Below are 15,950 nucleotides of genomic sequence, written 5' to 3'. Positions count from 1 at the left end.
CAGTATCTTATAATTCCCGTCCATTGGTCTCAATAACTTTTTTATACCAATGGAAGCTCTTTTTCTTATAACGCTTCAATGTTCCGCTGCCGTCATCATTGCGGTCTACATAGATGAATCCGTAACGCTTGCGAAGCTCTGCTGTTGATGCACTGACAAGATCGATACATCCCCATGTGGTATATCCCATCAGATCTACACCATCCATAACAGCTTCTTCCATCTGGCGGATATGATCACGGAGATATTCAATACGATAATCGTCCTCTACAGTCATCTCACCATCTTCACCCTGCATCAGCTTGTCCATGGCACCAAGGCCGTTTTCCACGATGAAAAGCGGCTTCTGATAACGATCCCACAGAGTGTTCAGTACATAGCGCAATCCCTTCGGATCGATCTGCCATCCCCAGTCACTGGCTTTCAGATACGGGTTCGGCACACCACCAAGAAGATTGCCCTCACCGCGGACATTTTTCTTTGGATCTGCTGTGGCACATACACTCACATAATAGCTGAAAGAAACGAAATCTACCGTGTTTTTCAGGATTTCCATATCCTCATCTGTAACAGAAATGCTGATACCATTCTCCCGCATATAACGTTTTGCATATCCCGGATAATAGCCACGAACATGAATGTCTGCGAACATCATATTTTTATGATCCTGCTCCATTGCTGCAAGCACATCGGACGGCTCTGCAGTCAGAGGATATACCGGCATGCTTAAGATCATACATCCGATCTTGAAATCCTGATTGATCTCATGGCCGATCTTTGTTGCCCAGGCACTGGCCACCAGCTCATGATGCACAGCCTGATACAGATCACTCTGGGAAAGTTCTTCCTTCGGAGTATTGATTCCGCCGCTCATGAACGGAGATTCCAGAATGGAATTGATCTCATTAAATGTCAGCCAGTATTTTACTTTATCCTTATAGTGGTTAAACACTGTCGTAACGTAGCGTTTGTAAAAGCCGATCAGATCACGGTTTACCCAGCCATCGTAATGCTCTGCCAGATACAGCGGAGTCTCATAATGGGACAGGGTTACCAGTGGCTCAATGCCATATTTTCTGCACTCATCAAACAGATCATCGTAGAATTTAAGTCCTGCCTCGTTAGGTGTCTCCTCATCTCCCTTCGGGAAAATCCTGCTCCATGCGATGGAAATACGGAAAACCTTAAAGCCCATCTCAGCAAACAGCTTGATATCTTCTTTATAATGATGGTAAAAATCAATTCCTACCAGCTTCATATTATCTTCTGTCGGCTTTTCTGTTCTCGGACCTTTGACTCCATGAGGAAGAACATCCTGGATGGAAAGACCTTTCCCATCCTCGTTATATGCACCTTCGCACTGATTGGCAGCTACCGCGCCACCCCATAAAAAATTCTCAGGAAACATTTTTTCACCCTTTCTTATTGATGCTTAGATGTCAAGTGCTGCGTGGTATCCCCAGTATACCGCATTGGTAATCGTGGAAACCTTGCTTGCATCACCGATCACAGCCACATAAGGAGCGCAGTCACGAAGCTCATCCACAATGTCTGTTCTGGAACGCTGACCCAGTGCACAGATCACAGTGCTTCCCGGAACAAGAACTTTTTCGCCCTCTTTGTTTTCGCACCATACACCTTCTGCAGTTACCTCAAGGCCTTTATAGCCTGTATATACTTCTGCGTATTTGTCGATCTCTTTCAGAAGAAGTGGTCTGTGTCTTACGTTTGCATCCGGAGCAAGAACGTCTCTCATCTCAACAAGACGGACTTTCTTTCCCTCCATCCCAAGATGGATCGCACACTCACAGCCTGCAAGACCGCCACCAAAGACAACAACCTCATCTCCGACTTTTTCTTTTTCTTTATAATAATTATTTACGATCACAACATTTTCCCCGTTCAGTCCCGGGATCGGCGGAACAAGCGGTCGGGAGCCTGCTGCAATAATCAGCGCATCTGCGTTTTCTTTTTCTGCATACTCTTTTGTTACTGCTGTGGAAGTACGGATCTCCACACCAGCCTGCCTTGCCAGAAACTCATAGGTTCCTGCAAGCTCATACATCTCATGCTTAAACGGCAGAGCCTGCTCACTTTTCAGAATTCCTCCCAACTCCTCTTCTTTTTCACAGAGGATAACCTGATGTCCTCTCCTTGCAGCTGTATAGGCAGCATACAGTCCGCCAGGGCCGCCACCTGCTACAAGAACTTTTTTCTTAACCGGTGCCAGCTGGATCTCGTCGCCTTCGATCTCACGTCCGATCAGAGGATTTACCGTACATCTTCTTGTTGAAGTTGCTGCTCTCTCTGCCATACAGGTAAAGCATCTTAAGCATTTCACGATCTCCTGATCTCTGTTCTCCATAACTTTTCTCGGAAGGAACGGATCTGCAAGAAGTGCTCTTGCCATGTAAACGATATCTGCTTTTCCCTCTGCAATGATCTGCTCCATCTGTGCCGGATCGTTCAGACCTCCGATGGTTGCAACCGGAATGGACACGTGCTTCTTGATCTCAGCAGCAAGATAAACATTGCATCCATGCTCCTTAAACATAGACGGATGGGTATCTCCAAAGCCTCTCTGATATGTTCCTGCGGAAACATGAAGCAGGTCAATATACGGCTCCAGGAATTTTGCGATCTCCACGCCATCTTCCAGTGTATAGCCACCTTCAAAGAGCTCGGATCCGCTCATACGGAATTCGATTGGGAATCCAGGTCCTACACCCTCACGTACAGCCTTCAGAACTTCCATTGCAAAACGGCAGCGGTTTTCAAGACTTCCGCCATACTCATCTGTACGCTTGTTAAAGTACGGGGAAAGGAACTGATTGATCAGCCATCCATGCCCGCCATGAACCATGATCATCTCAAAACCAGCTCTTTTTGCCAGAGATGCTGTCTCTTTATAGGAGGCAACGATCTCATCAATGAGCTCTTTTGTGAGAGCTTTTACCTCAACACCATCCGGACGGACTGTATCAGACGGTCCCCACTGATGCATGGATTTCTGTCTGGATTTATCCGTCATATAAGTTCCTGCATACATACCGGAATGAGAAAGCTCAACGCTTGCGATTGCTCCGTGACGGCGGATCGCATCGGCTGTATAGGTTGCGGATGCAAGGGAATTCAGGATGGAAGTGTCCAGATGATATGCATGAGAACCATCTGTTTTCGGATGTACCATACACTCGCTGACTGTTACCGCACCTGCACCGCCTTTTCCTCTCAGCTCATAAAAAGCGGTAGATTTCGGGCCGATACATCCGTCATTTGTAATGTCTGTTCCACCCATAGGAGCAGAAAACATACGGTTTCTGAATGTTACACGTCCAATCTGTATCGGTTTGCATAAATTAGGATATTTTCTCTTCATATTTACCTCCTGTTACTCTGTGAGAAGAGCTCTTAAGTACTCTCCTTCTCTTCTGTTTTCCAGTAATTCCATCAGCTCGTTGACTTTATCCAGGCTGATCTTTTTCTCTCTTGCTTTCATATGTACATAGACTGCCCCGATCAGGTTCGCATCATTATAAAAACGGCAGCTTGTTACCTCCGGAACCGGAAGTGTCCACGGGAACATATCATTGATCTTCGCAATTTCCTCACGGATCAGCTGAAGAAGCAGCGGCTGTTCACTGATCCCGCCGCCCACTGCGATCCTTTCCGGGTCAAACATATACTGACAGTTGTGAATGTGAATGGCCAGCTTCTTCGCATGCTCACGGATTCCGGCAATTGCCTTTTCATTCCCCTGATTGGCAAGTGAAAACGCTTTTTCTCCGTTTAATTCCTCTACCGGAATGCCTGTTTTATCTGACACACTCTGAATAAGTGCTTTTGCACCGGCTGTTTCTGCAAGGCAGTTTGCCATTTTGTACTCGTCCTTGCTGTCCGTGATCACATAACTGAATTCCCCGGCCATGAAATTTTTTCCGCTGACGATCTCACGGTTACAGATCACAGCTCCGCCTACTGCTGTACCGCAGACTACCACGACTGCATTCTGGCATTCCTTCAGAGAACCCTGCCAGATTTCTGCCAGGGCCGCACATTTGGCGTCATTTTCCACAGTGACCGGGATTCCCACTCTCTGCTCCAGAATCTCTACGATATTTACGTTACTGATGCAGAAAAGACTTCCTCCAGTATACATAAAGCCCTTTTTGGAATCAATGATTCCCGGCATACTGAGCGCGATTCCTTCGATCGTATAGTGCTCTCTGATCTTCCGGCAGATTTCTTCCAGAGACTGGATAAATACTTCCAAAGATTCCTGCCTTGTAGGAGTCTTGTCTTTTTCAAGGATGGAACAGTTCTCTGTGATCACTGCATATTTGATAAAAGTTCCTCCTACATCGATTGCCAGATAATTCATCGTGTCACCTCTTTTTTGTGGATTTTTTCTTTATTGTAGATGATGTTTCCCTCTCCACCGTCCAGACGCACAAAGCATTCACTTGCCTTCTTCGCCACAAAAGCCTGCTGGCCCATGAAATCAAACGTTACATCATCGGTGTTTCCCTTCATGATGTCATCGCAGACATTTATCGCGCTGTTGATCATGTCTTTTGATGCCTTTATCACATGATGGCAGAGACAGGTGCTGTCAAAACGTCCTTCCAGCCTGTTCTGTACCTCGATAAGATTCTCTCTGTATTCCTCAACAGTAAGGGAATCTCCGTCAAAGAGAAAGGTTGCATTATTGCAGGCATCTCCAAGGATCAGGATTCTTTCTTCCGGTACCAGCATGACCATGCTTCCTGGTGTATGTCCGGGAAGTGCATACACTTCCACAGTTGTTCCACCCAGGTCAAAGCTGTCTCCATCTTTCAGATCTTTAAAGTCTACCTCTGTCGGAGGAAGAAATGTATCCTCAAGTCCTTCCGGCATTTTTCCTCCAAGGCCTGCCATAACATAACCCTTACGGCCTTCTACGTCATTCATTCTCAGATACAGTTCTGCATCTGCATGATTCATATAAATCTCACAGCCATCTGCAAATTCCGGTGCACCCATGGCATGATCGATATGACCATGTGTAAGCAGTACGGTAAGTGGCTTATCGGTAAGCGTTTCCACGAACGCACGAAGATTTCCGGCACCTACGCACGTATCAATGAGAACGGATTTTTTTTCTCCGCTTATAAGATACATGATCTCACCGGTAAGACTGATGACTGCTGTCATTCTGTCATTCAATTTTTCTGCTCTGTAAAAATCTGCCATCTTATTTCTCCTCCATATCCATCAGCTTGGATAATTCCGCACTTAAGTTATCTACGATCTCTCTGGTGAAGCCCATATAGGACAGCTTTTCCAGACTCTGAAGGCTTTCATAAAAATAATCCTGATTTCCGGTGGAAAGGAAGTACATCAGCATCGGGGATACTCTCTCGATCACCTTCATTGCTTCCGGATCGTGCATCATATCCTTGAACATGGTTTTGTGATTATAACGCTGGCGCAGGTCTTCTATAGGACGATACTCATAATGATAGCTTCCTGCTGCCACTTCTGTAACCTCTCCCTCATAGAACGGAAGGCCGATCACTGCGCTGCATCCAAACGGTACCTGAATGTCTACACTTACATTTCCATCTTTGAGAACCTTCCAGGATACCTTGTATTCTCCGTATGCAGAATCGTAGGTCATGTTCATATATTTCAGTTTTCCGTTCATTAACGGTGTGATCAGTGCTTTCTTAAATCCAGGCTCCAGTGCCTTCAGTCCTGCCACGTCTCTGTAAAGATATTCTACGATCGCACCGTAGGAGTAATGATTCAGGGAATTCATCATGGTACCGCTTAAGTGTCCGTCATCCAGAACAGAGTTCCATCTTTCCCAGATGGTTGTTGCACCAAGATTAATACAGTGCATCCATCCCGGATACTCCTCCTGCATCAGGAAGTAGAACGCATCCTCCTCGAATCCGTTTTCTGCCAGAACTCTGCAAAGGATCGGTGCACCGGTAAATCCGCCTTTTAATTTATAGCAGTCTTTATAAAATCTTGCTTTCAGGCCGGCCACAACAGCCTCTTTATCTCTGTAGATTCCGGAATACAGAGCTACAATATATCCGGTCTGTGAATCAATAGCCAAACGTCCTGTTTCTGTAAAATACTCACGGATGATCGCAGCTTTGATCTTCTCATAGAGATCTTTATAGTAAGCTTCATCCTCTTTATATCCCAGAATCTCTGCTGCCGTTGCAGTTTTCTGTACAGACATTGCATAATAGTTAGAGCCGATATAGTAGGCATCTGTTCCACCTTCCATACTCTGCTCTGTTCTTCCGTCAAGAGCCAGCCAGTCACCAAGCTGGTTTCCGAAATCATAAAGATATTTCTGTCCTCTTGCCTTGTCTTCTTTCGTGATCTTGTCTACCCAGTCTTTCATCATCGGGTAATTTTCTCTCAGAGTTTCCACATTTCCGGAATGCTCATAAACCACCATCGGCAGGATTGTCGCAATGTCTCCCCACACGCTGGAAAAGATCGGTCCGTTTGGATCCAGCACCGGAATTACGCCAGGAAGAATTCCATCATATTTTACCTGCTCGTTTCTTAAATCATGCAGGAATTTATGATAAAAAGCAGTGGTATCCATATTGAAGCTGGCAGTTCCTGAGAACACCTGTGCATCTCCGGTCCATCCCAGTCTTTCATCTCTCTGCGGGCAGTCTGTCGGAAAATCTATAAAGTTTGATTTCTGACCCCACAGTGCATTCAGGAACAGTCTGTTCACGCCCTGATGTCCGGTCTCAATGTATCCGGTTCTGTCCATCTTTGAGTAAAGGGCTTTTCCTGTAAAATCTTCTTCCTTTGCCTCTCCCGGCCATCCTGTTACACGTACATAACGGAATCCGAAGTATGTGAAAGAAGGACGAACCAGCTCGTCTCTGCCATCGGATACATATACAAACTGTGATTTTGCAGAACGGTAATTTTCATTATAAAAATTGCCATCCTGAAGAATCTCGCCATGATCAAATACAATTCTTGTTCCTTCCGGCAGATGGTTTCGAAATGTTACATATCCTGCAAAATTCTGTCCGAAATCCAGTACTGTTTCGCCAAGCGGTGTATAGATCACTTCTTTTACCTGCATATCCTCCATCTCCATTACAGGAAGGCTGTATCTTGCAACCAACTTTCCTTCTGCCTCTGTGAGAACTGCCTTTTTCGGTAAGTTTTCTTTCTCCTTCCATAAAAGATGGTTGATGATCTCTCCATCGTAGATTCCGTCATCTTCCACATCAGAGCCAATGTACTCCCATGTCTCATCCGTTCCGATCACCTGAACCTCTCCATCCTCATATACAAGACGAAGTTCTGCGATCAGTTTAAATTCATCTCCGAAATTGTTGCTCTGGTTATTCAGTCCGAATTTTCCTTTGAACCAGCCGTTTCCAAGAGATACTGTGAGTCTGTTCTGTTCTTTCACATTTTCTGTAATATCAAAAGTAATGTACTGCTCTTCATCATGATAATTGCTGTAATATGGTGTAAGAACTTCATCTCCGACTTTTTTTCCGTTTAATTCTGCTGTAAAAAGTCCAAGTCCACAGATATAAAGTCTTGCAGAAGCCAGACCCTTCTTCGCTTCAAAGCTCTTCACAAACAGTGGATGGAAAGTATCTTCTTTCTCTGTTGTGATCCATTTTCCAACCCACGGCTCTTCCATTTTTCCGGTCTCAAAATATGCCGGTTCTGAAACAGCAGTTTCGCCCTTATCATCTGTAACGGTAACTCTCACATAATATCTTGTGTGTGCGTTCTGCTGAAACTCCAGTTTTTCTGCTGCACTGTTCAGTTCTTTTCCTTCTTTTACACAAAGAACTTCTTCGAAGCTTTCTGTCAATGACACTTCGATTTTTACATTCTGCTGCTCTTTTCCGGAAGCTTCACGAACCTTCCATGATACACATACAGTTCCAAAATCAAAGCCTGTTGGATTTTCCATGCCGTTTATTCTTACATTTTTAATTCTCATGTATCCCTCTCCTTGCCTTTTTATATGATTACGCTCTGTTTTTTCTGGTATCTTTCTTTTTTACTCTGACGTTATCATAGCATGAGGTTTCTGTATTTTATATTTTTATTTTGATGTATTTATAAATATTTTTACCTTTTTTTATATTTTCCTGTTCTCCACGACATAAAAAGCGCCCACACAGATCAGCTGTCATAGCTTCACAGCTGATCTACATGGGCGGAAAACTTTATTTATCTGTTTTTATTTCGAAAGTTTCTTATTCGGCAGCTTCCATTTTCTTTAAATCTCTTTCACAGTGATACATGATAAACATGATAACAAACATAGCAATTACCATGATAAATGGCAGCCAGTTGTACATGAAATTGATTGCTGTGGAAACGCTCTCCGGCTGTGCAATACCTTTGGCATCCAGGGATCCGTCATATCCGGCTCCGTTCAGAACCCATCCGAATACTGCTGTACCAAGACCAAGACCGATCTTCTGCGCTGCAGAAACGCCGGCATTTCCAAGACCTACGGTATCAATACCTGTTTTCTTTGTTCCGTATGTAATGGTATCAGCAACCATACCAAGTGCCATACCACCGGCCATACCAACACCACAGCCTTTCAGTACGTTACATACGATCATTACGATCGTGCTGGAACCGCCAAGTACTGCAAATCCAAGGAAACCAAGTCCCATAACTACCATACCAGCTTCATAAACTGCTGTTTTTCCAAACTTCTTCATAAAGGCCGGTGTTACAAACATGATCGCGAACTGTGCGATGGAAATAGAGTTGGATACCCATCCGTACTGTCCCATATCATAAAGAACATACTGACAGTAATAAACATTTCCCATTGCATACATGATAACTACGAAGAATACTACAAAGCTTGCAATTGTTACGATCACCCAGTATTTGTTCTGAAGAAGCGCCTTTACAGTTTCCCATGTACCGGCTTCTCTTCCTGCATTCTCTGCTTTCTGATCATTTGCATTCTCATCATCTGTTGAATGTACTCTCTCTTTTGTTGAGAAAACACAGAAAAATGTGATAACAACCATTGCGATACAGTAGATCAGCATTGTGATCGTGAATGCTCTCTGTGTGTAGATCGTCTCAGTGCTGTCTGTAAAGATTCCAAGTAAGGTAACGAATGTTGAATTGATAACTACATTTCCCAGTGTCTGGAAGATCTGCTGAAGATTTCCAATGAATCCTCTCTCATACGGATTTGCTGTCAACAGTGAGATCATGGAATAATACGGCACCAGCATACCGGTAAGACATATTGCATTTACAATGTTATACATCAGGAAAATATACACATACTGTGCCATTTCCGGGAAGTTCTGCGGAACAAAGAACAACAGCATTGTTGTAACTGCAAATGGGATACACATTCTCAGCAGCCAGGAACGTCCTTTTCCGAGCTTTGATTTTGTACGGTCAACCATACGTCCTACAATTACATCTGAAATTCCGTCAAATACCTTTGATACTGCAAAGATCGTTGCGATGATACCAGCATTAAGTCCTATTGTACTGGTAAAATAGATGGTCAGGAATGATCCGATGATACCATTAATCATGTTAAAGGCAAATCCTCCTGTACCATAGCCGATACGTTCGCTCCATGCCAGCTTGGCGTTGGGGTCATCATGTTTACTTGCTAAACTGAACATATCTCCTCCTCCTTTTTTCCCTTTCCTTTTCGGTTTTTTCTTTCGATGAACTTACTATAACCCCCGCCGCGCTTTTTATATATCTTTATTTTGTTGTTTTTGTCGTTATCTTATCTATATTTTATCAATATCAGTATAATTTAGAATTCTTTTGGCTTATGTACCTCTCTGTACTTTCTCGGAGACAGCTGCTTCTGCTCGCGGAATACCTTTCCAAAATAGCTCTGTGACGGAAAATTCACATATTCTGCGATCTTGGACAAAGATTCATTGGAATACGTCAGAAGATTGGCTGCACGTTCTATCCGCACACGGGTAATGTAATCCTGCAGCCGCTCACCGGTCTCTTTACTGAACAGCCGTGACAGATAGCTGGCACTTACTCCAAGAGTATCTGCGATATCATCGAGATAAATTTTTTCCCTGTAATGCTTCTGTACATAATCCCTGCACTGCTCCACATAGCTTGAGGTGTGCTTCTGCTCCAGCTTCCGTTTTACCTCGGATGCCAGTTTCTCAACTGCAGAATTCCGGTATCGGATCATCTGTGCAATGTCCTGACAGCTGTCACACTTACTGATGTAAAAATCACTCAGCTGATACGCTGCGGCCGGCGAGATTCCGCCCTCGATCGCGGCCCGGGTACAAAGAGTGATTCCTACAATCGCCGTGTTTCTCCACTGGTTCAGTACTTTTCCGGATAATTTTCCGATATCTCCATCCATTGTCCGGGTAAAATGAAGTGCGTCCTCCACGCGTCCTTCCCGCACACAGTCCAGAAGCTGACGTTCCTCCTGATACGTATGGTGATAGGCATTTTCTTCGTCTTTTTTTATTTCGTAAATGATCTTTTCCTGCGCTTCTAGCTCTTCTGCGCCTGCAGCCAGATGATTTACCTTGGCAAGCTCCATATCCTCTGTTGTATTTTCATTTAAAACTGCATCCATGATCTGTGCAATGTCCATCACTTCCGAAAACTGAAATCTTTTCAAGATTTTCTCTTTATCTGTGTGAATCCCATAACGCTTATAGTATTTATGCAGCTCCACCTTATTCAGCGCGCCCAGACTGAGCGGACCTGCAAAATAGTACTGTCCCTCTGATCTTACACAGATAAAATAAATACTGTCTTCCTCTTTATGAAGAAGAGGCAGCTTCTGAGCGGCCGCCTCTTTCATTAATCGTTCTCTCAGCTGGCTGTTCCTGAAAATCGGATTCAGTTCTGAATTTCTCTGATAGCTTGACAACGTTTCGTCTGCCTGACAAAAAATATCAACGCCTGTCAGTTCAGCCAATCTGTTTAATATGTATTTTTTATGATCCCCCATAAGCAATTTCCCCAACTCTCCTATAGCAATTCACAAAATCAGTGATGCTGTAAAATCCATGTATCGTGTCTATCTGCTATTCATCATAACACAGACTCTTTGCAAATTGTATAGGATTTTGCCGGGTACGGAATACTCCGTAATTACAGTTTCATCGCTCCGCGGATACAGATTTCGATATAATCTTCGCCAAGATCAGTGTTCAAGCTGAGATCAAAATTGTCTGCTGCTCCCCACATTCTTCTTGTGTAATAACGGTAGTTGTCTGCACGGAGCTTTTCATTTTTCTGTACGACTGTCTTTGCCTCTTTTTCAGAGATATTCTGTCTTTTGGAAACTCTTTTGATTCTGCTCTCAAGAGGTGCTGAGAAGAATACCTTCAGACAGTTTTCTGAATTTCGGAGAACATAATCTGCACACCGGCCCACGATCACGCAGTTTCCTTTTTCTGCAAGCTCACGTACTACCTTTGACTCCGCCGCAAAAATCTTATCCTTCGGTGCCTCATCCTGAGAATTACTGTTTAAATACATTTGATTGACAAGATCATAGAGGAGGCTGTTTGTCATGATCTCCTCATTCTTTTTAATAAATTCCGGTGTATAGCCTGTTGTTCCTGCTGCCATCTGAATGATCTCTGCATCATAGAAATCATAGCCAAGCTTCTCTGCAAGTACCTTGCCGATATCGTGGCCGCCACTTCCAAACTGTCTTCCTATAGCGATGACATTTTTTCCCTGAATGCCATGCTGTGTCTGAGCCGCCTGTTCTCTCTGCTGTTCTCTCTGCTGTTCTTCCTGAACAGCCTCCGGAAACAGCATTGTTTTTACAAAAGCAAGCTTCTTTCCGAAAAGTCTCGCGATAAATCCAACCAGCAGTGCGGCAATTACAGTGCCTTCACGCACACCGTCCAGTCTGCCTGCAAAAACAAATGACAGTACTGCGGCGATCACAGCCATGGAAACATCAAAGCAGATCTTGGTAGTTCCGAAATTTGTTTTCCAGGTAAGGACGATCGCGCGGACAAAAGATTCTCCCGGAAGCATAACTACATCGGCCAGAACCTCCATGTACACACCAAAACCGAGGATCAGGCATCCGATGAGAAGATAAACGATCTTCATCACATACATCTCCGGGTTTACCCAGTAAAAAAGAAGCATGGTAAGATCGATAAAATATCCGAATACAATGGATACCGGAATCTGTAAAATATGCTCCAGTTTAAAATTCTTTCTCAGGATTATCAGCTGCAGTACGATCAGAAAAATGCTGAAAAAGATGGTAAAGTTTCCGAGCGTAAACGGGAAGTTAAGGCTTAATACATACGGGATCGATGAGATTGGCGACGTTCCCAGGTTCGCCTTGGTGATAAGACTGACTCCCAGCGAGTTCACAAACAGTCCTACCAGAAAAATCAGATATCGTTTCAGTTTGTCCATTATTTATTCCCCTCTCTTTTTGTTTCATTTATTTAGCATTAAGATTTTTATAAATCTTTTCAAATGTCTGCATAAATCTTTTCTGTTCTTCTTCTGAAATACCGGAAAATGCTGTTTCTTCTATTTTTTCAAAAGCAGCTTCCACAAGCTTCTGATTTTTCTTACCGGATTCTGTCATAAAAATATGAAAAGTCCGACGGTTTCCGTTGAGCATTTTTCTCTCGATCAGGCCTTTCTCCTCCATGCGGTTCAGTATGGAGGTCAGTGATCCTGCTTCGATCAGGCATCCTGCCGCAATTTCCTTCTGGCTGGCACCATCATGATCCTTCAGATAATCCAGAACTTTCGGCTGTCCCAGCGTAAGACCTGTGGTTTTCAGCTGCTCCATGAGCTTTTTCTGGATCATCATCTGATTTACCATGGCCAGATAGTGAAATGAATCCTGCATTTGTATGTTCACTTCCTCTCCTTTATCTAATCAAACGGATAAAAGCATTCGATTTAATCATGTTAATAGTTATAATTCAAACGTTTAGAATTATAACTATTTTATTTTGCTGTGTCAATATGTTTTTTATATTTTGTCTGGAATATTGCACAATTTATCTTTCTTATTTTTATGAAAAGCACACAATATATGTATGTTACAGCGTATTAGTGTAAAAAAATAACAGCTATTCTTACTTTCACATCTGTAAAATGTTCGTAAGAATAACTGTTGAAAACTGTTATTTATATACTTCTTTATGAATTTGGATTTGGACAAAGCACTCTGCTTATTGCTCTCCACAACCACGCTGAAAACTTACTTATAGCAATTCAATAAATTATGCTGTCTGTTCTTTTTTCTTAGTAACTGTGAGCAGATGACTCTTGATCAATACCGGACGAACCGCATTATAGATGATTGCTACCAGGATCACTGATACAACCGCATTGACAAAGGTTGCCGCCGCGCTCATTTTTGCCAGTGCCTCTGCAAGCTTCTGTGGCTGCCCTAAAATATACTGCTTGTAAAAATATCCCACGATCGGATCAGCGATTACATTAAATGCAAGTCCTGCGATGGATGCGATCACACTCCATTTAAAAACATATTTCTTATCTGTGCTCTCATTGATCTTCGCGATCTTATGTGCCACAAGACCTACGATCAGACCGATACAGAATTTCAGGATAAAAGTTTTCGGCGCACCTGTAATATAAACCGGATCCATCACATCCGCGATTCCCATTCCGATCGCACCTGCAAGTCCTCCATATACGCCGCCAAGAAGTAATGCCGCCAGCACGCAGAAAGCATTTCCGATATGGATCGATGTTGCATCTCCACCCGGCACTGGGATCTTGATCTGCAAAAATGTAAAGGATACGTAGCATAACGCTGCAAGTAATGCAGTTTCTGCAAGCTTGACTACTGTGTTGTTCTGTGTGTTCATAATAATGTCCCCTCTCGTTCTGTTATTACTTTTGTGTATGATTGTTTTAGCGTGTCAGTGTAATAACACAGATGTTATGATACTTTATGAGTGGATATATGACAAGTGACAATTTTTATTCTTTTTTAGGGTACAGTTTTGTAAGTTAGTAAAATAACACTCAAATCGCAAACAGTGCAAAATAAAGATACAAACATCAAAATAAAGATATAAACATCAAAATTAAGATATATGTAACACTGATTTGTTGTTAAAATATAGTTGTCATAATTCGTTTAACATGATTTGAAATTTTTTATAAAAAATGTGCTAAAAACAATCAAAGGAGATAAAAATATGATTCAGAACAAAATGTTTGAACTGGTTTTCCAGGGAGAAAAACCAGACAGCTCAGAAGCACTTGCCGATATCAAAGCTGTATTCACAAACGGCAATTCCTCTCAGTCGGTTAAAGGATTTTATGATGGAAACGGAACCTATAAAGTACGTTTTCTTCCGCGCGAAGCCGGAGTCTACTCCTGGAAAGTCACAGGTGCCGTAGAAGCAGAAGGACAGGAAGAATGTACTGCATCCACGCAGCACGGAATGGTGCACACACAGGGCTGCCATTTTGTCTACGAAAACGGAGACTCCTACATTCCTTTTGGAACTACCGTATATGCGCTGATCCATCAGGATGACGCCCTGGAAAAAGAAACTCTGCAGACACTGCAGACGTCTCCTTTTAATAAGATTCGTTTCTGCGTTTTCCCAAAATCCTATGAATTTAACGAAAATGAACCTCGGGAATTCGCATTTTGCAAAGATGCAGAAGGAAACTGGGATGTAGATCATCCAAACTACAAATTCTGGAATCATCTGGAAGAAGTGATCTCCCAGCTTCAGGAAATGGATATTGAATCAGATCTTATCTTATTCCATCCTTACGACAGATGGGGCTTCTCAAAATTAGCACCAGAACAGAATGAAACTTATCTTCGCTACCTTGTCCGCCGTTTATCTGCATTCCCAGGTATCTGGTGGAGCATGGCAAACGAATATGACTTATGTTTTGCCAAATCAAAAGAGGAATGGTACAAAATCGAAGAAATCATAAAAGAGGAAGATGTTTACGACCATCTTCTCAGCAATCGGTGAAACCTATCTTTCCGATGACGATGTACTCTGGTGGGCAAAAGGCGGAAAACTGAAAGGCAAAAGCCCGGAAAGAATCGCTTTTCTCCGCGAACTCATGGAAAGCCTTCCTTCTGCCATTGAACCTTGGTACGAGCCGGAATCTGTAACATTCGGAGATGAATTTCTCGGATATAAAGCCGGCCCGGATCATCCGATCATCTCTCTCGTTACCAGCCTTACTGAACCAGAAGATGATGCAGGTGCGCTGAAAGATAAAATCTTTTCCGGAAGATGCGGTGATCAGGTTTACATCAAATACCTTGGAAAACACTGCCCAAGAAACCCTTTCTTCATCCTTCCAGAAGACCATAAATACAAAATTGATGTCATTGACACCTGGAACATGACAAGAAAAACCATCATGACTGGCGCCAGCGGAATCACATGGCTTGATCTTGGCGAAGCAAAAGAAGGTATTGCACTTCTTGCTGTGGAAGAATAATATCGTGATAAAATAAAAGACGGAAAGTTCTTCTCTGTTTATTTTGAGAAATGAACTTTCCGTTTTTATTTTTTAATTGCCATGCATAATATTTGTTTTTAATTACATCAAAAAAAGCAATATCTAAACCAAACAGTTTAAATATTGCTTAATTTTTATACTCTCAAAACTACATACATGCTTTGTTGATGGTTAATCACTTGAATCAATTACGACCTGCTTTTTGGTCAAGCCCTCACCCGATTAGTAACAGTCAGCTCCATGTGTTGCCACACTTCCACCTCTGCCCTATCTACCTCGTCGTCTTCAAGGGGGTTTACTTCATAAGAATGGGATATCTCATCTTGAGGGGGGCTTCACGCTTAGATGCCTTCAGCGTTTATCCCTTCCGGACTTGGCTACCCGGCCATGGCTTTGGCAAGCCAACCGGTCCACCAGCGGTC

12 protein-coding genes and 1 rRNA gene are annotated in these 15,950 nt (G+C 43.1%); 2 read left to right on the top strand and 11 right to left on the bottom strand.

Features of this window, described 5'->3' with window-relative positions; genetic code table 11:
- Positions 1-7: 7 nt before the first annotated feature.
- From MUB50_RS02490 to MUB50_RS02445, 10 genes are all read right to left on the bottom strand, one after another.
- Positions 8-1,408 (bottom strand): glycoside hydrolase family 1 protein, encoded by a 1,401-nt coding sequence (locus MUB50_RS02490; protein WP_244802490.1) that lies wholly within the window; start codon positions 1,406-1,408, stop codon positions 8-10.
- Positions 1,409-1,432: 24 nt separating this feature from the next.
- Positions 1,433-3,379 (bottom strand): oxidoreductase, encoded by a 1,947-nt coding sequence (locus MUB50_RS02485; protein ID WP_118624308.1) that lies wholly within the window; start codon positions 3,377-3,379, stop codon positions 1,433-1,435.
- 12 nt (positions 3,380-3,391) lie between these two features.
- Positions 3,392-4,381 carry an ROK family protein gene (locus MUB50_RS02480; RefSeq protein WP_118624306.1) on the bottom strand — a complete coding sequence of 330 codons (990 nt, stop codon included), beginning with the start codon at positions 4,379-4,381 and terminating at the stop codon, positions 3,392-3,394.
- Positions 4,378-5,232, bottom strand: coding sequence for an MBL fold metallo-hydrolase (locus tag MUB50_RS02475; RefSeq protein ID WP_118624304.1), 855 nt, complete (start codon positions 5,230-5,232; stop codon positions 4,378-4,380). The genes MUB50_RS02480 and MUB50_RS02475 overlap by 4 nt, the downstream gene beginning before the upstream one ends.
- Before the next feature lies 1 nt (position 5,233).
- Positions 5,234-7,999, bottom strand: a complete 2,766-nt coding sequence (locus MUB50_RS02470) for an alpha-L-rhamnosidase (protein WP_118624302.1) — start codon at positions 7,997-7,999, stop codon at positions 5,234-5,236.
- A gap of 259 nt (positions 8,000-8,258) precedes the next feature.
- Positions 8,259-9,680, bottom strand: coding sequence for an MFS transporter (locus tag MUB50_RS02465; RefSeq protein WP_244789985.1), 1,422 nt, complete (start codon positions 9,678-9,680; stop codon positions 8,259-8,261).
- Positions 9,681-9,820: 140 nt separating this feature from the next.
- Complete coding sequence (locus MUB50_RS02460) at positions 9,821-11,008, bottom strand: helix-turn-helix transcriptional regulator (protein ID WP_147419610.1); 1,188 nt, start codon at positions 11,006-11,008, stop codon at positions 9,821-9,823.
- Positions 11,009-11,151: 143 nt separating this feature from the next.
- Positions 11,152-12,450 (bottom strand): cytidylate kinase family protein, encoded by a 1,299-nt coding sequence (locus MUB50_RS02455; RefSeq protein ID WP_118624296.1) that lies wholly within the window; start codon positions 12,448-12,450, stop codon positions 11,152-11,154.
- Positions 12,451-12,478: 28 nt separating this feature from the next.
- On the bottom strand, positions 12,479-12,898 hold the full coding sequence (locus MUB50_RS02450) for a MarR family winged helix-turn-helix transcriptional regulator (RefSeq protein ID WP_118514789.1): 420 nt from the start codon (positions 12,896-12,898) through the stop codon (positions 12,479-12,481).
- A gap of 379 nt (positions 12,899-13,277) precedes the next feature.
- The gene (locus MUB50_RS02445; protein WP_118514791.1) at positions 13,278-13,889 is read right to left on the bottom strand and encodes an ECF transporter S component; all 612 of its coding nucleotides are present in this window, start codon (positions 13,887-13,889) and stop codon (positions 13,278-13,280) included.
- Positions 13,890-14,225: 336 nt separating this feature from the next.
- Between MUB50_RS02445 and MUB50_RS02440 the strand changes: the two genes are divergently transcribed.
- Together MUB50_RS02440 and MUB50_RS02435 are read left to right on the top strand one after the other, a co-directional pair.
- On the top strand, positions 14,226-15,026 hold the full coding sequence (locus MUB50_RS02440; protein WP_244789970.1) for a DUF5060 domain-containing protein: 801 nt from the start codon (positions 14,226-14,228) through the stop codon (positions 15,024-15,026).
- Complete coding sequence (locus MUB50_RS02435; protein ID WP_118624290.1) at positions 14,995-15,507, top strand: DUF5605 domain-containing protein; 513 nt, start codon at positions 14,995-14,997, stop codon at positions 15,505-15,507. Before MUB50_RS02440 ends, MUB50_RS02435 begins: the two co-directional genes overlap by 32 nt.
- A 223-nt stretch (positions 15,508-15,730) precedes the next feature.
- On the opposite strand, the gene MUB50_RS02430 is transcribed toward MUB50_RS02435, so the two are convergent.
- Positions 15,731-15,950: ribosomal RNA gene (locus tag MUB50_RS02430) — 23S ribosomal RNA — on the bottom strand; the annotation flags it as partial.

Origin of the sequence: Blautia sp. NSJ-140, from assembly GCF_022868965.1 — a bacterium.
Lineage (GTDB): Bacteria > Bacillota > Clostridia > Lachnospirales > Lachnospiraceae > Blautia_A.
This window is presented reverse-complemented; position numbering and strand designations above follow the sequence as displayed.